A 22742-nucleotide genomic window follows, 5' to 3' on the forward strand; every position below is an offset into this window, starting at 1 on the left:
CTCCAGCGCTTTTCTTATTCCTGTATTTTCTGATTATTCGTTATATAATAATAGATGGAGGTTGATAATATGAAAGCAATTCAAGTAACAGAGTTCGGCGGACCAGAACTATTACATTATAAAGAAATTGAAGACGTTATAGCAGGAAAGGGAGAAGTTTGCGTCAAATTATATGCTGCTGGGGTAAATCCAAGTGATACATATACTTTAACAGGTACCTATTCCTTTGTTCCACAGTTACCTTATACACCAGGTGTAGATGGGGCTGGTATTGTGGAAGCAGTTGGAGAAGGGGTAACGAATGTTCGTGTGGGTGACCGCGTATTTATTGCTTCAATGAAAAAAGGGGGTACTGGCACCTTTGCATCAAAAATCGTTTGTGAGGAGGCTTCAATTCACCCATTACCTGAAGCTGTAACATTTGAGCAGGGGGCAGCACTAGGTGTACCTGCTCTAACAGCTTATCGTGCACTATTCCAACGGGCAGGTTTAAGAGAAGGACAGACCGTGTTAATTCACGGTGCGAGTGGTGGGGTTGGTCTGCAAGCTGTGCAAATGGCTAAAGCAGTAGGTGCTCAAGTAATCGGAACAGCTAGTAAGCCACAAGGAAAAGAATTAGTTAAACAAGCTGGTGCGGATACAGTCATAGATCATGTAACAGATGAAACAATTCAATCTGTACTTGACGTAACAGGTGGCAAGGGACCAGATGTTATTATCGAATTTTTAGCGAACGTCAATTTAGAGACGGATTTAAAAATGATTGCGCAATTTGGTAAAATCGTTATCATTGGAAACCGCGGGTCTATTGAAATCAATCCACGTCTAGCAATGCAAAAGGAATGTGATATTTTAGCAACGGCTTTATGGAACACACCACAAGAGGATTATGCAAAATTGATTGAGGGTGTTGGTGACATGCTTGCAAATGGTGCCTTACGTCCGATCATTGGTAAAACATTACCACTTGAACAGGCAAGTGAAGCATTTGAAATTATTGCAAAAGGTTTTAGTAACGGTAAACTTGTATTAACAATTAAATAACAAAAAAGCACTCATTAGTTGAGTGCTTTTTTCATACTACGGATAAAAGATTAACTTTCGCTTCTCTTCGTTCAGCTCCGAAGAAGTACGCTAAAGGGTTCCTATTGCTCTAACCCATTCTATTTTAATAGATTGACTCCATTGATTGAAATCGTGCGTAAACTTTGCTTCCTTTTCATTTAACACTCGCGCATTACATGAAATTATTTCGTTATTATAATGTAATTTCACTGCGTATTGTCCAGGTGCTGGTAAAGAATAGAATGGTAATAGACCGTTTTGAGGACACCAATTCACTGTATATAATTTCCCTAACAATTTTTGGAGTATGGAAATATTTCCTTTTGCTAAAGCTTGACGAATACGTGTTGAACTAATTTTCTCTCCATTATATTCCATTAGCTCTACTACAGATACTTGAAAATTTCCTTCTCCTTGTTTTTTCAGTGAATGTGTACACCCACTACCTCGGGAACCATAGTGAAAATCAGGCCCACATACAACATGCATTGCATTTAATCCTATCAAAAAACTTTGTACGAAATCAGCAGAAGGAAGGCTTGCGATGTCACGGTCAAAGTGAACTAAAAACAATGTATCGATACCAAGCTCCGCAAGTAGTGCTTGTTTATCTTCAAGCGGCATTAAATATTGAAATGAATTGGGTAGATCTGTTAATATCGTTTTTGGATGTGGAAAAAAGCTCATTACCGCTACTGGAACTTCATAAACTCCAGCTAAACGTTTAGCCTCTTGAATGACGGATAAGTGGCCTTTATGCAAACCATCAAAAAAGCCAATTGCCAGGACTTGCTGTTGAAATTGATTTTGCCATTGTGACATAGTTTGACTCGTTAAGTGAATTGTTTGCATAAAATGCCCTCCCGCATTAAATTTGAACTGCTAATCTTTGAGCAACATCATAAATTAAATCCTCTTGGCCACCAATTGCTTTTATACGACCTAGTTCAACCAAAATATCGCGTTCGTCAACACCAAAACGTTTAGCGGCAACCTGGGTATGTAAAAGAAAACTTGAATACACACCTGAATAGCCCATGATTAAGCTTGAACCTGTTATTTCTTGTGGTCTTGGCATATATTTTGCTACAACATCATTTGCTACATCCATGATTTTATAAAAATCAATGCCTGTTTGATACCCAAGTCGATCTAGAACTGCTACCATAACCTCGGTTTGTGTGTTCCCACTTCCAGCACCTAAAGCACGTAAACTGCCATCGATAAATGTAGCACCTGCTTCAACTGCTGCAACCGTATTCGCCATAGCCATGGATAAATTATTATGCCCATGGAAACCAATTTCACAGCCAACCGATTGTTTTAATGCAGAAATACGATTAGTAACATCCTGAGGTAACATATAACCTGCAGAGTCTGTTACATAAATGACCTCGGCACCATAGCTTTCGAATAGTTTAGCTTGTTCTACAATTTTTTCTACTGATGCCATATGAGACATCATTAAAAATCCAACTGTTTTTAAACCTAGTTCCCGGCCTAGTGCAATATGCTGAGCTGCAACATCTGCTTCTGTAACATGCGTTGCTACTCGTACCATTTTGGCACCTGCTTTTACGGCATCTTGTAAATCACCCTTAACACCTATACCAGGAATTAACAGTACTGAGACTTCTGCTTGCTTACACTCATCTGCTGCAATTTCGATTAACTTTAGCTCGTCATGTGTAGACAGTCCGTACTGTAAAGACGATCCGCCGAGGCCATCTCCATGAGATACTTCAAAATAGCGAACGCCTGCTTCATCTAGGCCTCTTGCTGTTTCACGCACTTGTTGCGGTGTGAAAGCATGAGACATCGAATGGCTTCCATCACGAAGTGTTACGTCTAAAATTTCAAATGATTTCTTTTCCATTTGTTCATCTCCTTACGCTTTAGTCGCTAATAATTCTTTTGCCATTTCATTCGCTACTTTAGCGGCTGCAGCGGTCATGATATCTAAGTTACCTGAATAGGCAGGGAAGAAGTCACCCGCACCCTCAACCTCTAAAAAGACCGATACACGCTGTCCGTCAAATTGTGGTGCCCCGCGCAAGCGATAGCCTGGTACGTATTCTTGAACATCCGTTACCATTTTCTCAATTGAGGCGATAACTGCTGCTTCATCGAAATTTTTATCTTTGATTAATGCATTTACAGTGTCACGCATAATAACTGGTGGCTCTGCAGGGTTTAAAATAATAATCGCTTTTCCTTTTTCAGCTCCACCAACAACTTCAATTGCTCGTGCTGTTGTATGTGTAAACTCGTCAATGTTGGCACGTGTACCCGGACCTGCGCTTTTACTAGCAACAGTAGCCACAATTTCCGCGTATTCCACAGGTACAATTCGACTAATTGCATAAACAATTGGAATTGTTGCTTGTCCACCACATGTAACCATGTTGACATTTGACGATTCGAAATTAGCTTTTAGATTAACAGGTGGTACAGTAAATGGACCGATTGCAGCTGGCGTTAAATCAATCACTTTCTTACCAGCTGCCGTTAGTAAATCACTATGCACTTTATGTGCATATGCACTCGTCGCATCAAACACGATGTCGACTAAATCCAATTGCTTCATTAACCCATCAATTCCATTTGAAATGACTGTATAGCCTGCATCTTGCGCGCGTTTTAGTCCTTCAGAATCTGGATCGATCCCTACCATGACACTCATTTCTAGTGAGTCGCAGCGTTCAATTTTATACATTAAATCCGTCCCGATATTTCCTGAACCTATTATTCCGACTTTTAATTTGTTCATTGTTTCACCTCTGCCTTTTGAAATGAAATACTTACTTCCCCTAATTTACCGAAGTCTGCCTTAAAGTGGTCGCCATTTGTAAATGGCAATGCTTTGGATAATGCACCTGATAAGACAAACATGCCTGGTTGAATGCTAATATCATAACTACTCACTTCATTTGCTAACCAGACTACCGCATTTAAAGGGTTTCCTAGTACTGCATCACTGGTTGCTTTATCAATGCATTCATCATTTTTATATACTGTCATGCCTATATTAGCGATATCAATATTCGATAATTGGGTTTTTCGAGTACCTAATACTGCGCCAGCCGACGATCCATTATCTGCAACTGTGTCTTCAAACTTAATACGCCAATCTTCTATTCGACTATCAATAATTTCAATTGACGGTACGACATAGTCTGTAGCATCAATCACGTCTTGGATCGTCACATTCGGTCCTTTTAGTGCTTCCTTAAAGACAAAGGCAATTTCAAATTCTACTTTTGGCTGTATAAATCGTTCTGTATCAATCGCTATATTCTCTTGAAAAATCATCGTATCTAAAATGAATCCATAATCGGGTGTATGCACATTTAACATTTCTTGCATCACTTTGCTCGTTAAACCAATTTTTAAGCCTTTTACAACGGCTCCTTCGCTTACTTTTTGCTCTATTTGATGCAGTTGAATGCGGTAGGCATCATCAGCAGTAATATTTGGTTCACTTTCAGTTAATGGGGCAATGGGCTGTTTAGACAGCTCTGCATTTAGTAGCTTTTGTGCTATCGCCTGAATTTCCATGATCTCACCTACTTATAATTTATTTATTTCAAGTGCTTTTACTTCGCTGTATTGTCCACCAAAGAAAAGAAGTGGATTTTTTTCTTCTAGCTTAAGATCAGTTACTCTTCCTATAAATAGTGTATGGTCGCCTTCTTCATATACAGATGCTACTTCACACGTTATTTGTGCAATTGCACCATCTATTACAGGTAGACCATCTAAAGTACCGAATTGTACTTCTCCTTGAGGCTTTCCAGCAAAATGCTGTGAAACCAGTTGTTGATCTTCAGCTAAAATATTGACCGCAAATCTCTTCGACTGCGTTACCTTATCTAAAAAGCGTGCATATTTTCCTACTGAAATCACAACTAATTTCGGATCTAATGAAACAGACATAAAGGCATTCGCTGTCATTCCATGAATGTCCCCTTCATGAATTGTTGTTAATACCGTTACGCCCGTTGCAAATTTACCCATCGCTTTTCTGAATAATAAATCATCCATTTTACATTCTCCTTTAAATTGTGATATTAAGCTAAAGTAAACACGAGAACTGTCCCCGTGCTTACACTTGTTTCAGATTTTAAGAAAAGCCAGGATATGGTCAATAAACGGTTCTGTTTTTTCTATTTGTGTCCAGTGGCCACACTCATTAAATAAATGTAACTCGGCATGAGGTAGTAGCTGCATAAATTTATAACTTGTTTCTTCAAATGGAATTACTTGATCATTCAGGCCGTGGAATAGTAAAGTTTCCGTTTTAATATTTTTAATTTCTTCGTCCGAAAGTGCAAGTTCATCCAATCTTTCTTGTCTTGAATCATAGAACATCGCTGCAAAAGCGTCCCTGGATTCGGGTTTGATACTCGCTTCATAACGCATACGTACAAGTTCTTCATTATTAGCTGCATCTTGATTATAGGAGAACAATTGAATCAATTCTTGCATGGATTCAAAGCTAGGATCGTACCCCCATACACGATCTAAACCATAGGATACTTTATGCTTAACCCCTACGCTGCCCATTAAAATTAACTTTTTCACTAAATCAGGTCTTCTTTGTGCTACATGAAGGGAAAGCGCTCCGCCGAAAGAATTCCCTACTAAATACACTGGTCCATCTGATACTTCCTCAATAAAACCAATTAGATGGTTTACCCACAAATCAAGGGTGTATTCATCTTTCGAAAGTTTATCTGTTTCACCAAACCCAACAATGTCCGGTGCAAATACATGTAGGGATTCACTTAAACGGGGAATAACGAGTCTCCAGTTTGCAAATGCTGACACGCCGGGACCAGAACCATGTATTAAAATCATTGTTTCTTTATTCCCAGAACCTTCTTCATGATAATGCGTATTAATACCATTAACTTTCATATGTTTTGAACTTATTTCCAAGTGAAACCCTCCTAGTGCCTTTTCTACAAGGCTTTATAAATAACGATCAACTAAATATAATTGGCTAACTACTAAAATAAGGAAGCATGAAGGAGGAATGCAGCTCATCCTTCCTCTTTCATGTTCCTGATATATATTACTTTCAATCAAATTATTCGGGTGGTGTCCTTTATACTGCAATTTACCGTGCAAGAGTTATTTTTCTACTAGCTCTTTGCTTCTTATCGGAGTTCCATATGTGAAGAACTCTTGAGGCAATTGCGTACCATGCCATAGAATAGCTTGATCTATACCTTTCACATCCCATTCGATTGTTTTCCAATCTGGGTCAAAGATTAGATAGCCTGAATCGCCAAACAGCTCAATACGATTTCCACCTGGTTCCATAACATACATACATTGTGCCTGAGATACGCCATGTTTTATTGGACTTACTTCAATTTCGTATCCGCTATCAATTAGCAGGTCTGAAACATCGGATAAATGTTGTGGATAGCCATACCAGTAACAAAGGTGGTGAAGACGCCCTTTTTCTCCTAATGCATCGCCCATAATAGCAACATCATGAACCAAGTTACTAACACTTAACCAAGCAGCAATATCTGTTTTATCCTCAGCTAAAATACGTTCGCGAACTTTAAAGCCCAGTGCTTCTTCTAAAAATTCAACATTTTTATTTGTTTCACTTGCCAGTAAATTAACATGGTCGATACGACGAACAGGAACACCGCGATTTGGACGTTTTTGCGGACGATTTAATAATGGTGTTTTCTGATCTTCAGGTGCTTGATAATATTCAACATCCCAGAATACTTCCATCAAATGACCATCAGGTGAGTTGAATTGATATGCACGTCCATGACCGACATCTCCGTCAATCCAACCAATACCGTAGCCCATTTTTTCAATCTGAGCTACGCGGCGCTCAAGTGCTTGAGCAGATGTAGCTCTTAGAGAAAGGTGACCTAAACCAGCCTCATGATGTTCCGTGAGAATTAATGTATTATGGTAATGATCTTCATAAGCACGCATATAAACGGATTTACCTTGACGAGCTATTTCACTCATGCCTAACATTTCTCTAAAAAACTCTACAGATTCTTCTAATTTAGGGCTATAAAGCTCAACGTGTGCAAGATGTGCAATATCAAAAATATTTTCTTTTGTCATTTTATTTTCCTCCAATAATTTCAGTTTTTTAGTTTTTATTTAATAGGATTACTAATTTACCACATTGGATGTCCATCAAATCCTAGAACCGTTTTTCCGTATCCTACCATCGCGTCATCATATAAATGTGTTGGATGTGCAGCTACAGCTATTAAGTCACGAAGGAATCTTTCTGAATGCTGTTCTTTATACAATGAGTTACCGCCCAGTGTTACTAAAATCTGAGTTGCCATTTCCGATGAAGTTTTAGCAATATGACCACGCATAGCGAATAATTGCTCACGCTCTTCTTCAGGTAAAACTCGTATACTATTTTCTTGATAATAAGTTAATTTATTCATATATTCTTTCGCCATAAGTTGTAAAGAATATAACTTTATTTTAAATTCACCAAGTGCGCGCTGGGCAACACTATTGTCTTGTTCATTTGCATTTTTGTTATAAATACGAACGCGTCCTTTTGTCTTTGCTTCAAAATCATTAACGAGGCGTTCTAAACCACCAATTGCAATCTGTGAGAATCCAGAGAAGAAATATGCTAAATAAGGTACATTAAATAGTTGATAGTCTTTATCGTAGTTTCCATCAGGTGCAGTAGCACCTTCAATTACTCTTTTTATCTGGAAAACTTTATCTGCTGGGACATAAACATCATCTACTTTAACTGCATTACTGCCTGTCCCGCGTAATCCAATAGGATTCCAGTTTTTGACAATTTCTACATCTTTTTTATGGACGATATACAAGCCAAGTTCTGGTTCAGAACCATCTCTCATTTGGTGAATAGCGCCTAAAGCAATCCAATCAGACCACAATACGCCACTACAGAAATTCCAAAGACCACTGATTCGATAACCTTTTCCATCAGGATCATCTGTAATTTTTCCAACCGGTGCAAAAACATCAGCTAGTAAAGCTTTACTTTCGTATAATTCGTCTCGAGCCTCTTTTGGTAAAAATGCTGGCCAAGTGTCATGAATAATGGAGAAATAAGTTATCCATGCAGCTGAAACATTATGGTTGGCTACAGTTCGAATGATATCGCCAAAGGTATGAAAGTCTAATTCTTGACCACCATATTCTTTTGGTCTATGAAGATATTGAAATCCAGCTTCTTTGATCTTTTCAATGACGATATCTGGTAATTGTGCATCAATATCTGCTTGTAATGCATGCTTTTCAGCTAATTCCCCAACCTCTTTAGCTTTTTGAAGTAACTCTTCTCTATTAATTGTTTTTTGCTGAACCTGTAAAGTACCAATCGTCAATTTAATTCCCCCCCATATTGTAAGCGCAATCATTTTTGTAAATAACTGCTGTCTATCTGGTTATTATTATATTATTCAGATATTCTTTAAGATAGCTATCTAATGTACTCAAGTTTACTGTTTTTTCAGACATTACATACTAATTGAACTTTCTTAATGTTCTAAAAATTGAGTGGTGTTAGGGGTTTACAAACAAATCTATTGTTAATAGAAAGTAAAAGAATACTTTAAAAAACACTTTTTTCTATTAATATTGCCTGCGTTTCTTCATACTAATAGGCAGCCTGGCACAAAATTTTGAACTTCTATACTGTCATACACGTTGCAAATTTACCCATTGCTTTTCTGAATAATAATAAATGATCCATTTTACATTCACCTTTGTATTGTGATATGTTGGTAAAGTTCTATATGATGCAAACGCTTACTTTTCCAATCTTCCGAAAGTTTATGGAGCAGCATCTAAATCAGTTTAAAAAAACAACCGGAAAGTAGCTTTTCTTAAAAATAATAAACAATTAAAAAACTATGGGTATCTTAATAGTACAAACACTCAGCTTCTATCTTCTTATTAATCCATATTTATCAACAAAAGATATTATAAAATAGCTATTATTATTTCACTAGCTTCTAGTAAATAACGCATATTGAAAATAGAAGGTCAAAAAAATTAAAGCAAGGAGTGAAATATAAATGAAGCCTAATCATTTGCACTTAAAAGATGCGTTTGACTTCCAGAAAGAAACCGTTATAAAGGGGCTTTATGAACGTGTGATTACGATCCCAATTGAAACAAGAACCGCGTTAAAAAAAGAGCTTATTTCCGTAATTGGTGAAGATAGAACAAAAGGTGTATTTACGCGATATGGCTGGCATTGTGGTGTAAGTGATGGGGAAAAATCGAAGCTATTTAAGTCCGATAGCGTTTGGGATGCAGTATATGCTGGACCTAAATTTCACAAGTTACATGGTTACCTAGATGAAGTAGAAATTCTGGAATTGCGTACTGATAAGGATCAACTTGAATTTATTGAAGTACTATGGATTAATACATTTGAAGCAGAGGAGCATTTAAAAACGCAAGATTTTGTTACCAAACCAGTTTGTCATACATTATGTGGCTATACTAGTGGTTACTTATCAACAGTCTTACAACAACCAATCATAGTAAAAGAAATAGAATGTCGCGCTATGGGTCACGAGCATTGTAAATGTATTTGTATGCCTATTGAAAAGTGGGGAGACGATATCGCAAGTGAACAAAGTTATTATCAGACCACCAGCATCATCAATGAACTGGATGAAATTACAGAAAAACTAAAAATAGAGCGCGACAATTTAACCAAAGCTAATGACATCTCTGAGCGTTTAATTGAGGAATTGTTATCAAAACAAGGAATTCAAAGGGTTGTCGACATTTTATTTGAAACTACGGGTTTAACTACCTTTATAGAAAATGAAAATCATCAAATTCTAGTTAAAGCAGGACATCTTGATACAACGCTCGACTTAAAGAAATTCAAATCAAAACATACTATTTTTACTAGCTATTCAGATGACCTTTCATTGTTACGCACACCTATTTTCTATGAACATCAAATAAAGGGTTATTGCTCATTTCTTTATACCGGCGAAGATCAACCTAATAAACTGGACAATATGATCATAGAAAAAGCAGGATTGACATCCTCGATTATCCTAATGAATGAAAATATTAAAATTAATATAGAGCAAAATATTAAAAGAAGTTTTTTAGGTGATATTTTAGAGGGCCGTTTAACAGAAGAAGAAATGTATAAAACTTCTTATTATTTGAACTTTAATTCCTCTTCATCGTACTGGATGCTTACACTCGATCGTAATATGAAGGAAGTTGACCACGAAATTGCATTTAATGAAGAGTTAATTCGACATATCAACTTATTTTTAAATGAGCGCAATATTAGTTCAATCGTTTCACATAAGCTTGATAAGGTTATTGTTCTAATTGAATACCCTACTTTTGAAGACTTGGGTATAACTCAATCAAAGTTCATCGATCAATTATTAAAACATTGCTCGCGACGATCTTCTAAATATAAATTCTTTGTAGGTGTAAGTACAGTGATTTCAAAGTTTATGGATATCTCAGTGCTATATAATGAAACGTTAGCTGCCCTACGTTCCATAAACGAACAATCAAATATCTCTTTTTTCAAAGAACTCGGTATTGAAAGTGTATTGTTCCAAATACAAGATGAAGTGCTAATCGAGCGTTTTGTAAATCAGCATATTGGCAAATTGCTAGCCCTAGATACAGAATCCGATTTAATCAAGACGCTTTACACATATATAGATAATGGCAATAGCATTAACAATACAGCAAAGAAAATGTCGATGTCGATTAGTGGTTTACGCTATCGACTCACTAAAATAAGCGAAATCTTAAATCATGATCTGACTGATACACAAGCTTTATTTTCGATTTACTTAGCCATTAATATTTTAAAATCAAAAGGGATAATTAAAATATAAATGAAGAGAAAAAAATACTAAAAGTAGTAGTACAAACCAAGACCATGGCTTGTACTACTATTTTTATATTAGGTTTATCAAAAAGAGTTCAGAAAATTTGTACGCATTGCTCTAGCGCTACTGCCTACTTATCACTACTTAGAAGATGATAGTTTAAATACTAAGTATTTTAAGTTTCTTCTATTGCTTAGCCCCAAATATATGTTTAATTTACCTTATATCGTAAAGATAAAAACTAACGATACATATTAAAGTGTTGGTACTACCTGAGTTTGTAGAATTGTTAAACCTTCGTTTACAAAATGATGTAAGTATAGCATGAAAGTGGTACGATAAAAAAAGAGGTGAATTAAAATGAATGGACAAAATAGAAAAGATGTAAAACCAGGTATAGAAGTATATATCATTTTGAAGAAAGACCAAAGATCGGGCCAAAAAACAAAAGGGATTGTGAAAGATCTTTTAACTAGCTCATCTTTCCATCCCCATGGCATCAAAGTTCGATTAGCGGATGGACAAATAGGAAGAGTATGTGAAATTTTAGGCTAAGTACTAACGGAGAGGACAAGGAGTGGATGGTTATGCAAGTAGAAAATCAAATTTTAGAGTGGTTTAATCATTTTCACGAAAATCCAGAAGTCAGTTGGGAAGAACATGAAACCACGAAAAAACTTGCAGAAATATTAGATGAATTGAAAGTACCATATCGTCGTTTTGATGATGTGACTGGGCTCCTTGCTGAAATTGGTGAAGGGAATGAAGTTATCGCTGTACGTGCAGATATTGATGCCCTTTGGCAAGAAGTGGATGGTGTTTTCCGTGCGAATCATTCATGTGGGCATGATGCTAATATTTCCATGGTACTAGGAGCTTTGTTACTATTAAAAAATGAAAAAGTAAATAAACGAATTCGTTTCATTTTCCAACCTGCAGAGGAAAAAGGAAATGGTGCAAATTCTATGATCGATAGGGGAGCATTGGAAGATGTAACGCATCTATTTGGTGTGCATTTAAGACCAATTGAAGAGCTGCCATTTGGAAAAGTTTCTCCTGCGATTCATCACGGAGCAGCTATTTTTTTAGAGGGTAAAATTAAAGGGATCGATGCACATGGTGCACGTCCACATCAAGGGAAAAATGCAATTGACGTGATGATGTCCATTCATCAGTCTTTAAAAAATCTGTATTTCTCTCCTTTCGAATCCTATTCAGCGAAGTTAACGAAAATACAAGCCGGTGGAGAAAATGCGAATATTATCCCTGGCAACGCAGTATTTTCGATAGATGTACGTGCAGCTAAAAACCCTATTTTATTTCAACTGAAAGACCAAATAGAGAAGGATCTAGTAGCGTTGCAAAAACTATTCGATATTGAAATAGAGTGGGAATGGTATGACCTAACACCAGGGGCAGAGGTTTCGAAGGAAGCAGCTGCAATTGCAAGGGAAGGAATTATTGAAGTACTTGGGGAAAATCAGTTAGCGGAAGAAGTGATTACTTCTGGAAGTGATGATTTTCATTTTTATACTATTAGACAGCCTGAAGTAAAGGCTGCAATGATTGGCATTGGAGCAGATCTTTCACCTGGATTACATCATCCAAAAATGACGTTTAACCGAGATTCACTTCTCATAGGTGCAAAAGTGATTGCAAAAACGCTTGCAATCGTTTCAAAAAAAGCTTAATGAACCATTCATTTGTAAGGGAGTAAGGATATTTATGATGAAAATCAAAGAAATTGATATTTATGCAATTAGATTACCATTAGTAGACCCATTTATTATTAGCTATCATACATATGAGGATATGCCATCTATTATTGTAAAGATGACGACAGAGGATGGGCTAGTGGGTTATGGCGAAGCGGTTGCAGATGAACACGTAACTGGCGAAACATGGGAAAGTACATATGCTTTATTAAAACATACATTAGCTCCTTTACTAATTGGACAAAATCCAATGGAGTTCGAGCGGATACACGAAAAAATGGATAAAGCTGTTTATCAAGCACCAGCTGCAAAAGCTGCAATGGATATTGCATGCTATGACTTAGTAGGGAAAAAGCTAGGAGTGCCAGTATATCAACTGTTGGGTGGTCGTTACCATGAGAAATTCCCTATTACACATGTATTGAGTATAGGAACACCTGAATCGATGGCAGAAGAAGCAGAAAAACGCATGAAAGAAGGTTATTCATCGTTTAAAATGAAAGTAGGAACAGAAGTTCAAGCAGACATTTTACGCATTCAGGCAGTACGTGCAAAAGTGGGGAAAGATGTTGCTATTCGCGTAGATGTCAATCAAGGCTGGAAAAATAGTGCCAATACTATTACCGCAATGCGTCAGCTAGAGCAAGAGAATCTCGATTGGTTAGAACAACCAGTAGTTGCAGATGATTTTAATGGAATGGTTGAAGTGAAAGCAAAAACAAGTACGCCACTCATGATGGATGAAGGTTTAAGAGGAATTCGTGATATGCGTGAGTTAATCGAGAAAAAAGCTGCACATAAAGTGAATATTAAATTGATGAAATGCGGTGGCATATATCCTGCTATGAAGCTTGCGCATATGGCAGAAATGGCTGGAATAGAATGTCAAATAGGTTCGATGGTAGAGTCTTCTATCGGATCAGCAGCAGGATTCCATGTTGCATTTTCGAAAAAAGCATTTACTAGCGTAGAATTGACAGGACCGATTAAATTCTCCAAAGATGTTGGAAATCTTCACTATGATGTACCATTTATAAAGCTAAATGAACGTCCTGGCCTAGGAATTGATATAGATGAAACAGTTTTACAAGAACTAACGCAGTATTCTACGAAAGTAATGAAGTAAGAGGAAGTGTTGAGATGCAAGAATGGAAGGGAATGCTTGGGGAGAAGGAATATGTAGTTCGCGAGTTGACATTGGATAGTTTAGATGATATTTTGCGTATTCAAAATATTGTTTTGGAAACTCTTGAAAAAGGGGAGTTCTTGTCTCCGTTGTCAAAAGAAGAGTTTAAGGATTCCATCTCAAAAAACTTAATGGTAGGAGCATTTGTAGAAGATGAGTTAATCGGCTTTCGAGCACTTGCTCTTCCAGAAATAGATGAAGAACATTTAGGATACGATATAGGACTACAGGAAGCACAACTCGGCATGGTAGTGTATCAAGAAATTACGAATGTTCATCCAGCGTACCGTGGATATGGATTACAAAAAGAACTTGGTAAAATTGTCATGGATCGATTAGAACATTCTGCGTATACACATGTATGTGCAACGGTTGCACCTTTTAATATTGCTAGCTTAAAAGATAAACTAAGCCAAAAGATGATCATTGGTGCTCTAAAAAAGAAATACGCGAATATGTTGCGCTACGTATTTTATAAAAAGCTACATGAAGAACGTGAAAAAGGCAGTGTAGAATTGCTTATCGATATGGCTGATACTGTTAAACAACAGCAACTACTTTCAGAAGGCTGGATCGGAACAGGTTTGAAAGAAATAGAGGATGTTTGGTTCGTCATGTACGAGAAAAAAGGAACGTATTTATAAAAACGAAGAGAGTATAAGAATTTCACCGACTTGGACCGAAGTATGTGCGGTTTTTTTGGATTGCTTTGGCCAGTTTCTTTAGCTTACACTTTTACTTAAAAGAACAACAATGGCTTAAGAAAGCACTTCTTAAACGAGCCTACCAAAAAAAAAAGTCGCATCTTCAAAATTAAGCAAAATTCACATACGACATATTTTAAAATAAGTGCAAATACAGGAGAAAAGTCTCTTTTTGCACTTATTAACGGATAAGTCGTATAGCCATTTTGCTATATTTTAGTAATCAGTACTAATAATTTAAATAGAAATATTCAATGTGTAGAAATGATAGATGCCTATCTATTTTTGATGGTTCAAAAGAGAGAGAAGCAACGTGATTGCGTCACATAGCTCCTCTCTCTTTTTCTCGTTTATCCTGTCTACTATAAGTTACGTCCAAAGGCTTTTCTAAAATGACGTCTAGCTCCAGCGCCTTGCCCCTCGGGGTCAAATGGGGAATCACTGCGGTGGCTGAGGAGCTGCCTCCTCGCGATTCCCCATTTGCCTGTCGGGGCAGTAATAGGCGCTTGCGCTTTTGTTAAATATAAAAACTGAAACCATTATTATTTTCTTCCGTATAGTAAGTGTGTAGAAAATTAGAAAGAAGGATGATGATATGACGTTTGTTTTTATTCTTTCGGCAATTGCAGCAATTGTTACTGCATTATTAGTCGTACCGTTAACAGCTAAAAGGAAGGACATGATGCCTTCTTTAATTAGTCTAGCGATTTTATCTTTTATCGTATTAGCAATTATATATTACGTAACAAATTTAGACCGTAATTGGACGGCTTTATGGCCTTGGTTAGTACTTGCTACGTTAGCTGGGACAATTCTTTCAAGAGGCAATGAGCAAAAGCTAAAGGGTGTGCTTTTCCTTGGTAGTTTAGGCTTTGCTATTTTCATGTTGTCTGCACCATTTTGGAATGCAGATGATAAATATGAAGTCTCAAAAATGGCTGAACAAGTAGAAATAGAGGCTTTTGATGAAACAAAAACACCTGCAAGTGTACCACCAAAATTTGCAAGAAATAAAATGAAAAAAGCATTTGGGCAAGTACCAAATACCAGTTATTATGAGTTAGGAAATTTACAAATTCAAAAAATAAAAGATGAATATGTATATATTGCACCAGTCGAGTTTTCTGGAATATTCAAATGGTGGAACGGAGATATTACACCTGGATACTTTAGAATGAGCGCAACAGATTCTTCGGATAATCCGAAATTCTTAGCAGCTGAGATGTCTTATACACCATCATCTTATTTCCATAAAAACTTAGAAAGACATATGCGTATGAAGCATCCTACAAAGATTTTCCACGGAGATACGCAGCTTGAAATTGATGAAGATGGAAAACCGTACTATATCCGTTCTTATGGGAAATTCATCTCTGCTCGAAACGGCTTTGAAGTGGAAGGTATTGTAGCAGTCGATCCTGCAACCGGTCAAACAGATTCTTATAAACTGGCAGATGTTCCTAGCTTTATAGACGGAGCGGTATCACCGGAAACAGTTAGTTTGCAAAATAGCTATTACGGGAAATATGTTCATGGTTTTATCAATAGCCTTTTTGGTAAAAAAGATGTGAAGTTACCTTCTGATGAAGGAACAGAAGCAAATGTTAGTCCAATTTTCGGTGAAGATGGTCAGATGTATTACTTCACAGACTTCACTAGTCCGAAAGAAGGCGTCGATTCGATGCTTGGTTATTCATTAACGGATGGTCGAAGTGGAGAAGCTACTTTCTATACAGGTAACTTAGAAGATTCTTATATGGATTCTCAAGGGGCTCTTCAAATTATTGAAAAGAAATTCATAGAGAAGAAATGGCAAGGCGAAATGCCTGTGCTGTATAACTTCTACGGGGAAGCAAGCTGGTTAACACCAGTACTCGATTCGAATGGATTTTTACAAAATTACTTTATCGTTTCTGCTGCAAATCCGGAAATTTCGGTATATGGAAATACACCAAACGAAGCATTGAAATTGTACAAAACAGCAATTCAACGCGGGGGGAGCACGGTAGACGGTAGTTCAAGTGCGGAAGAGAAATCCGTATCAGGTACTGTTGTACGTGTATTCAAAGAACGTGTAGGAGACTATACGCAAGTTTCTTTCTTGCTAGACAATAAAGATAACTACATCGTTTCTTCAGAAATATCGCCACTTGCAGTTTATATGCAAGAAGGCGACAAGGTACAAGTGAAGTTTTTAAATACAGGAGAATTATTCCTGCCTGTAAAAGAAGTTATAATTCAAGGAATTGAACAATAATCAAGAAAAAGAAAGCTGTCCCTAAAGTAATGGGAAAGCTTTCTTTTCCTATTCAAGCGAAAAATTGCTTCAGCAACTGATTATATTCCTCTTTCTTCTCCAAAATTGGTAAATGTCCACAATTATCAAATATAACGACTTTCGCTTTAGGCATAAACCACTTGGTTTGATAGATACTTATTAAAGGATTAACTTCATCGTATTTTCCTCCGATGATTAAAGTAGGAATTTTTATAAATGGCAAAATGGGAAGATAATTTGATTTGACCGCAGAAAGAGAAGAAGGGATATAAGAATCCTTTTTGATATTAAACATTTTCTTAGCAGCCTCGATTAACTTAGGTTCTTTCTGAAACAGGCATTTTTTCGCAGTATACATTGTGTATTCTTCTTTCGATGTGGCACTCAAATTTTTTGCGCCTTTCATGACAGTCAGTTGTCCTAAAAATGTAGGGACGTAAGAGAATGTATTAGACAAAACCATAGAGAGAACAGTTTCTTTGCTCTGTCTATAGATCTCTTGTACAACTAGACCTCCCATGGAAAGCCCGCAAAAATGCGCTTTTTTTATATTTAAAGAAGCAAGAAGAGATAGAATGTCTATCGCAAAGTTAGATATGGAAATATTACTGTATATTTGAGATTCTCCATGTCCGCGTAGGTCAGGTATTATTAAACGGTAATTGGACGATAATTCGTACTGATTTTCCCAGGATTCCTTTTTGCTTCCCAATCCATGAATTAAAACGACAGGGTCTCCTTGACCCACATCCAAGTAATATATGATACAAACCTCCTTTACTGTGGATCATGTATTACTATTGTTCCCGAGCATTTTCTTATTATTCCTATTTTATTCAAAGGAAAGTATATGGCCACATTTTAAAAGTAAATAATGGAGCTCAATGTCCAAATTCATGTTATTGTTAGATAGAACATTTTAAAAGTGAGTAGGTGAACAAACATGATTGAGGTAAAAACTTCTACATTAAGTGATGGAGAATTCAATAGAGGGTTATTTGCTACATGTGATATCAAAAAAGGTGCTCTTTTACATGAAGCACCAGTCATTGCTTATCCAAACGAGGAGCATCAATACATTGAGCAAACTATACTAGGTGATTACGCATTTGAGTATGGGATAGGTAGATCTGCTATTCTTCTTGGTTATGGAATGTTGTTTAATCATTCATATGAACCTAATGTAACGTATGAGATTAATTTTAAAAATCACACATTTGACTTTTTTGCTTACACAGATATAAAAGCAGGTGAGGAAATTTTAATTAATTATAATGGCGACGTTGATGACAAGGATCCACTTTGGTTTAATAAGGAATAAAAGAAATTGGAGGAGATTCTTGAAGGATCGCCTTTCTAAATGAAATATAATAACCATCTATCAAAGTAACTGATAGATGGTTATTATATTTCTAGGGACATAATAAACTCTACAAACTAAAAAAGCTATACTAGCATGAAATTTATGAACAGCATATAAGGAGATTGAAAATGGTTTTACAAAAAAATGGTTTAGATAAGACAATATTTTTAGTGTTAGTAAATTTATTTATTGTATTTTTAGGCATGGGTTTAGTTATTCCGGTAATGCCTACACTAATGAGAGAGATGCAATTAGAAGGTTCCACTATGGGATATTTAGTAGCGGCATTTGCATTTGCACAATTATTGATTTCTCCTATTGCGGGGAAATGGGTAGATTCGATTGGTCGTAAAAAATTGATTGTGATTGGTATGTTTATCTTTGCGTTGTCTGAATTGCTCTTTGGTCTTGGGCAAGATGTGAAAACATTATATGTTTCTAGAATGCTTGGCGGGATTAGTGCAGCGTTCATAATGCCGGCAGTGACAGCTTTTGTTGCAGATATGACCTCTTTAAGAGAGCGTCCCAAAGCAATGGGTTACGTTGCAGCTGCTATCAGCGCAGGGTTTATCATAGGACCTGGAATTGGTGGTTTTTTAGCTGAACACGGAACTAGACTGCCTTTCTTTTTTGCGGCGTTGCTAGGCTTGTTAGGTTCTATTTTCTCACTGGTTATATTGAAAGAGCCTAAAAGACCAGACGTTAAAGAGAGTAATACAGATAAGCCGGTTGTAAAATCAGGGTTCCGCAAAGTATTGGAGCCAATTTATCTGATTCCTATGATTATTATTTTTGTTTCTAGTTTTGGCTTGGCTGCTTTTGAGACGGTATATTCTCTTTTCGTCGATTATAAGTTTGCATTTACACCAAAAGATATTGCATTGATCATTACGATTAGTGGAGTTTTAGGCGTCATTGCCCAAGTTTTAACATTCGACCGAATTGTGGAGAAAATCGGGGAAATTAGATTGATACAAATTTGTATGGGAGTATCGGCAATTTTCATATTTGCTATGATTAAAGTGACAGCATATTGGTCCATATTAATAGTGACTTTTGTGATTTTCTTAATGTTTGATTTAATTCGTCCAGCACTGACGACGTATTTATCTAAAATGGCTGGCAATGAGCAAGGGTTTGTAGGAGGTCTAAATTCAACTTTCACAAGTATAGGAAATATTATTGGGCCGGGTATGGCAGGGATTTTATTCGACGTGAATATTGATTATCCATATGTGTTATCGATGTTTGTACTTATACTCAGCTTTGTCATTTCATTGTTCTGGAAAGAACGAACAAATTAATAGACGATGTAATAAGGGATGTCATTTTGTCTTTTTATGAAAATCCGATACAATAGTACGTAGAGTATTTGATTGTGAATGGAGGACTAGTTGTGAGTGAAGTGGCAGCTTTACAAAAAGAAGCGCTAGATATGCTAAAAAAGACAAGTAGAACTTTTTATATACCAATCACTTTTTTAGAACCAAAGCTAAAAAAGGCGGTAGCTTCTGCTTATTTATGCATGCGTGCGATTGACGAAGTAGAGGATCATGAGACATTGGATCCAAAAATAAAACAAGAATTATTAATTGCAACTAGTAAAATGTTGTTAAAAGACTTTAATAAGGTAGAATATGAGCAACTAGTAGCACCATATAAAGATATACTTCCTCCAGTTTCACTAAGATTAGGCGACTGGTTAGAAATTTGTCCTACTGATTTAGTTGAAACAGTAAAAGTTTATACGAGTGAAATGGCAGAAGGAATGGCTAAATGGGTAGGGAAGAACTGGCAAGTAAAAACCAAAGAAGATCTCGATGAATATACATATTATGTGGCAGGTCTTGTTGGTGTAATGTTATCAGATTTGTGGAAATGGAGTGCAGATATTGAGACGGACCGCGAGCTTGCAATAGCGTATGGACGTGGTCTTCAAGCGGTTAATATTTTACGCAATGTAGACGAGGATAGTGAAAGAGGCGTTAAGTTTTTCCCAGAAGGATGGACTCGAGCAGACATGTTTGAGTATGCTGATGGAAATTTATCGAAGGCTGATGACTATATCAAGAGTATTAATCGTCGCAGTATTTCGTTGTTCTGCAAACTACCACTGGCACTTGCGCATAAGACATTAAAGGCATTGAAAAATGGGAAAGAAAAAATGACTCGAGCAGAAGTCGAAGAGACTGTAGAAGAAGTACAAGCCGAGGCTAAGTAAGTACAAAAAATACCCAGTAGAGTAGATGACTCTTCTGGGTATTTTGGTTCTTTGTCAAATGATGTTGGTGAAGAAGGGCGTTTTTCTAATTGATAACTTTTATCAATTGTTAATTGCTTTAAAATTGCTACAAGTTGTATACTAATAATAGAAGATGGTTACTTTATCTTTAATAGTTTCCAAACGAGGAGGAATTTTACGATGGTGTCTGAAAATCTACATGAAGCCTTGAATGATCAAATGAATTTTGAATTTTATTCTGCACATGCGTATCTTGCAATGGCCGCATACTGCACAGCGGAAGCATATGATGGATTTGCTAATTTCTTTTTAGTACAAGCAGAAGAAGAACGTTTCCATGCAATGAAATTTTATTCTTTTTTAAGTGATCTAGGATATAGATCAACAATTGATGGTTTCAACCGTCCAGAAAATGAATTTACTTCTATTTTAGAAGTTTTTGAAAAAGCTTTAGTACATGAAAAAGAAGTGACACGTCGCATTTATCACTTAGCTGATATCGCATTAGATGAGCGTGAACATGCAACAATGGCATTTTTAAAATGGTTTATCGATGAGCAAGTGGAAGAAGAGTCATCATTTGATACACTTATTAACAAAATTAGACGTATTGAAAATGATTCAAATGCCATCTTTATGCTAGATTCTGAGTTAGGATCACGTAAATTTAACGAAGCATAAACTCTTATTATAAAATGAGGATTTTTTAGACCCTGTGAATCTATATTCACAGGGTCTTTGATATTACTATTATTTAGCTCTAATAAATAAAACCTTCAAATAATTTCCTTCTTTAAACAAAGGCGAAGTTCTAAAATCACTTGGAAGGGAAAACTCTTCTTCGATTGCGTATTTGCGATTACTTTCAGTAAATGCTTTTTCTATAAAGCTTTTGAATTTCTTCATTCCGAAAGTAGCATTGTTTGTAGAAGCAATAATGACACCGCTTTTTTCGGTAATAGCAATCGCATCTCTCAATAAATTAGTGTAGTCTTTAGCAGAGCTGAAAGTATATTTTTTCGAACGTGCAAAGCTCGGTGGATCTAGAATAACGACATCAAAGGCTAATTCTTTTCGTTTGGCATATTTAAAGTAATCAAATACATCCATTACAATAATGTCTTGCTTTTCTACATCCATTTCGTTTACTTCAAATTGTTCCGTCGTTTTGCTTAAGCTTCGTTTAGCAAGATCAACACTTGTCGTTTTCGTTGCACCACCAGCCACAGCAAAGACAGAAAATGCTCCAGTGTAAGAGAATGTATTAAGAACAGTTTTACCATTTGAGTAGTTATCTCTAATTTTTTTACGAACATCTCGTTGATCTAAAAATACACCAACCATAGCACCGTCATTTAAGTATATTGCAAAGTTTTGTCCATTTTCCTTTACAATCAGTGGAAATTCTCCGCGTTCCCCTTTAACGAAGTCATCGTCTTCTAAATACTGTCCTTTTGTATCAAAGCGTTTTTTCTCATAAATTCCTTTAGAAGAAACAGAAATATCGAGCGCATCCAAAATCATTTCTTTAAACGAATAAATACCTTCACTATACCAACTCAACAAGTAATATCCATCAAAGTAATCTATCGTAAGTCCACCAATGCCATCTCCTTCTCCATTAAATACACGGAAAGCAGTCGTATCGGGATTATTATAATAGTCTTCGCGGTGTTTGACTGCATTAGTAATTTTCTTTTGAAAAAATGCAGTATCAATTGTTTCGTTTTCATTTTTTGTTAGAAGCCAGCCGATGCCTTTATTTTGCATTCCTACATAGCCTTTTCCGATAAACTTACCTGCTGGATTTCGCAATTTAAGAATGCTACCTTCATTTAGAGATTCAGTTTCGCTAAACCCATCTTTCCACAAAATAGGAATACCTTTTTGTAAATCTTGAGCTAGTATATCTTTTACTTTTACATCTATTTCATTTCTCATCTATGTCATCCTTACAAGTTATTTTTTATAATTATCTCACATTAATAAGCCCGTCGTTTACTAATTGACTTAGACCTTCTTATGGTACAATATACTATACATATGTAATGGAAGGAAGTTCGCAGTGAAAAAATCGAAAATAATTGTGCCTATTATGGTCGTCGTAGCTGTATTGGCAACTATCATGTTAAACTCAGATGAATATAATGAAGTAACTATTATAAATAGAATTCTCATCATAGCGGGAGCAGCAATTATTTCTTCTGTTATAGGCTACTTTTTACTAGGGGTAGATGTGGATAAAGTAGATCCAAAGCCACCAACAAATACGTATAACAATAAAAAAGGAAACGGGAAATAA

22 protein-coding genes are annotated in these 22742 nt (G+C 36.3%); 12 read left to right on the forward strand and 10 right to left on the reverse strand.

The genetic code is table 11. From position 1 onward, the window contains the following. Nucleotides 1-69: 69 nt before the first annotated feature. Complete coding sequence (locus C7437_RS14120; protein WP_111440484.1) at nucleotides 70-1044, forward strand: NADPH:quinone reductase; 975 nt, start codon at nucleotides 70-72, stop codon at nucleotides 1042-1044. 90 nt (nucleotides 1045-1134) lie between these two features. Here the strand turns inward: C7437_RS14120 and C7437_RS14125 are convergent, their stop codons facing one another. From C7437_RS14125 to C7437_RS14160, 8 genes are all read right to left on the reverse strand, one after another. Next, nucleotides 1135-1917 carry an FAD synthetase family protein gene (locus C7437_RS14125; RefSeq protein WP_111440486.1) on the reverse strand — a complete coding sequence of 261 codons (783 nt, stop codon included), beginning with the start codon at nucleotides 1915-1917 and terminating at the stop codon, nucleotides 1135-1137. Nucleotides 1918-1933: 16 nt separating this feature from the next. Further along, nucleotides 1934-2941 carry a 4-hydroxy-2-oxovalerate aldolase gene (gene dmpG, locus C7437_RS14130; RefSeq protein WP_111440488.1) on the reverse strand — a complete coding sequence of 336 codons (1008 nt, stop codon included), beginning with the start codon at nucleotides 2939-2941 and terminating at the stop codon, nucleotides 1934-1936. A gap of 12 nt (nucleotides 2942-2953) precedes the next feature. Further along, on the reverse strand, nucleotides 2954-3835 hold the full coding sequence (locus C7437_RS14135) for an acetaldehyde dehydrogenase (acetylating) (protein WP_111440490.1): 882 nt from the start codon (nucleotides 3833-3835) through the stop codon (nucleotides 2954-2956). Continuing rightward, nucleotides 3832-4623 (reverse strand): 2-keto-4-pentenoate hydratase, encoded by a 792-nt coding sequence (locus C7437_RS14140; RefSeq protein ID WP_111440492.1) that lies wholly within the window; start codon nucleotides 4621-4623, stop codon nucleotides 3832-3834. Before C7437_RS14140 ends, C7437_RS14135 begins: the two co-directional genes overlap by 4 nt. Nucleotides 4624-4635: 12 nt before the next feature. Further along, the gene (locus C7437_RS14145) at nucleotides 4636-5109 is read right to left on the reverse strand and encodes a flavin reductase family protein (protein WP_111440494.1); all 474 of its coding nucleotides are present in this window, start codon (nucleotides 5107-5109) and stop codon (nucleotides 4636-4638) included. A gap of 72 nt (nucleotides 5110-5181) precedes the next feature. Next, entirely contained in the window at nucleotides 5182-5985 is an 804-nt protein-coding gene (locus tag C7437_RS14150; RefSeq protein ID WP_425450572.1) for an alpha/beta fold hydrolase, read from the reverse strand. 216 nt (nucleotides 5986-6201) lie between these two features. After that, on the reverse strand, nucleotides 6202-7176 hold the full coding sequence (locus C7437_RS14155) for a catechol 2,3-dioxygenase (RefSeq protein ID WP_111440498.1): 975 nt from the start codon (nucleotides 7174-7176) through the stop codon (nucleotides 6202-6204). Nucleotides 7177-7232: 56 nt separating this feature from the next. Further along, the gene (locus C7437_RS14160; RefSeq protein WP_111440500.1) at nucleotides 7233-8444 is read right to left on the reverse strand and encodes an acyl-CoA dehydrogenase family protein; all 1212 of its coding nucleotides are present in this window, start codon (nucleotides 8442-8444) and stop codon (nucleotides 7233-7235) included. Nucleotides 8445-9137: 693 nt separating this feature from the next. Here C7437_RS14160 and C7437_RS14165 point away from each other — a divergent pair. The 6 genes from C7437_RS14165 (at nucleotide 9138) to C7437_RS14190 (ending at nucleotide 16814) form a co-directional block, all read left to right on the forward strand. After that, the gene (locus C7437_RS14165; protein WP_111440502.1) at nucleotides 9138-10958 is read left to right on the forward strand and encodes a helix-turn-helix domain-containing protein; all 1821 of its coding nucleotides are present in this window, start codon (nucleotides 9138-9140) and stop codon (nucleotides 10956-10958) included. A 354-nt stretch (nucleotides 10959-11312) separates the two neighbouring features. Beyond that, nucleotides 11313-11507, forward strand: a complete 195-nt coding sequence (locus C7437_RS14170) for a YwbE family protein (RefSeq protein WP_111440504.1) — start codon at nucleotides 11313-11315, stop codon at nucleotides 11505-11507. A gap of 32 nt (nucleotides 11508-11539) precedes the next feature. After that, the gene (locus tag C7437_RS14175; protein WP_111440506.1) at nucleotides 11540-12643 is read left to right on the forward strand and encodes an amidohydrolase; all 1104 of its coding nucleotides are present in this window, start codon (nucleotides 11540-11542) and stop codon (nucleotides 12641-12643) included. Between the two features lie 37 nt (nucleotides 12644-12680). Further along, the gene (locus tag C7437_RS14180; protein ID WP_111440658.1) at nucleotides 12681-13793 is read left to right on the forward strand and encodes a mandelate racemase/muconate lactonizing enzyme family protein; all 1113 of its coding nucleotides are present in this window, start codon (nucleotides 12681-12683) and stop codon (nucleotides 13791-13793) included. Nucleotides 13794-13807: 14 nt separating this feature from the next. Continuing rightward, a complete protein-coding gene (locus C7437_RS14185; protein WP_111440508.1) occupies nucleotides 13808-14497 on the forward strand; it encodes a GNAT family N-acetyltransferase in 690 nt (229 codons plus the stop codon). 655 nt (nucleotides 14498-15152) lie between these two features. Then, complete coding sequence (locus C7437_RS14190) at nucleotides 15153-16814, forward strand: hypothetical protein (protein WP_111440510.1); 1662 nt, start codon at nucleotides 15153-15155, stop codon at nucleotides 16812-16814. Nucleotides 16815-16866: 52 nt separating this feature from the next. Here the strand turns inward: C7437_RS14190 and C7437_RS14195 are convergent, their stop codons facing one another. Further along, nucleotides 16867-17583, reverse strand: a complete 717-nt coding sequence (locus C7437_RS14195; protein ID WP_245909303.1) for an alpha/beta fold hydrolase — start codon at nucleotides 17581-17583, stop codon at nucleotides 16867-16869. A gap of 195 nt (nucleotides 17584-17778) precedes the next feature. Here C7437_RS14195 and C7437_RS14200 point away from each other — a divergent pair, with 195 nt between their 5' ends. The 4 genes from C7437_RS14200 to C7437_RS14215 all read left to right on the forward strand — a co-directional run bounded on the left by C7437_RS14200 (nucleotide 17779) and on the right by C7437_RS14215 (nucleotide 21121). Further along, nucleotides 17779-18156, forward strand: a complete 378-nt coding sequence (locus C7437_RS14200; protein WP_111440514.1) for an SET domain-containing protein — start codon at nucleotides 17779-17781, stop codon at nucleotides 18154-18156. 170 nt (nucleotides 18157-18326) lie between these two features. Continuing rightward, nucleotides 18327-19502 (forward strand): MFS transporter, encoded by a 1176-nt coding sequence (locus C7437_RS14205; RefSeq protein WP_111440516.1) that lies wholly within the window; start codon nucleotides 18327-18329, stop codon nucleotides 19500-19502. Nucleotides 19503-19594: 92 nt separating this feature from the next. Then, a complete protein-coding gene (locus tag C7437_RS14210; RefSeq protein ID WP_111440518.1) occupies nucleotides 19595-20419 on the forward strand; it encodes a squalene/phytoene synthase family protein in 825 nt (274 codons plus the stop codon). A gap of 201 nt (nucleotides 20420-20620) precedes the next feature. Then, nucleotides 20621-21121 carry a ferritin gene (locus tag C7437_RS14215; RefSeq protein ID WP_111440520.1) on the forward strand — a complete coding sequence of 167 codons (501 nt, stop codon included), beginning with the start codon at nucleotides 20621-20623 and terminating at the stop codon, nucleotides 21119-21121. A gap of 69 nt (nucleotides 21122-21190) precedes the next feature. Here C7437_RS14215 and C7437_RS14220 read toward each other — a convergent pair whose 3' ends face one another. Beyond that, nucleotides 21191-22381 (reverse strand): class I SAM-dependent rRNA methyltransferase, encoded by a 1191-nt coding sequence (locus C7437_RS14220; protein WP_111440522.1) that lies wholly within the window; start codon nucleotides 22379-22381, stop codon nucleotides 21191-21193. Between the two features lie 124 nt (nucleotides 22382-22505). Here C7437_RS14220 and C7437_RS14225 point away from each other — a divergent pair, with 124 nt between their 5' ends. Continuing rightward, nucleotides 22506-22742 (forward strand): hypothetical protein, encoded by a 237-nt coding sequence (locus C7437_RS14225; protein ID WP_111440524.1) that lies wholly within the window; start codon nucleotides 22506-22508, stop codon nucleotides 22740-22742.

Origin of the sequence: Psychrobacillus insolitus (assembly GCF_003254155.1) — a bacterium.
Taxonomy (GTDB): Bacteria; Bacillota; Bacilli; order Bacillales_A; family Planococcaceae; genus Psychrobacillus; species Psychrobacillus insolitus.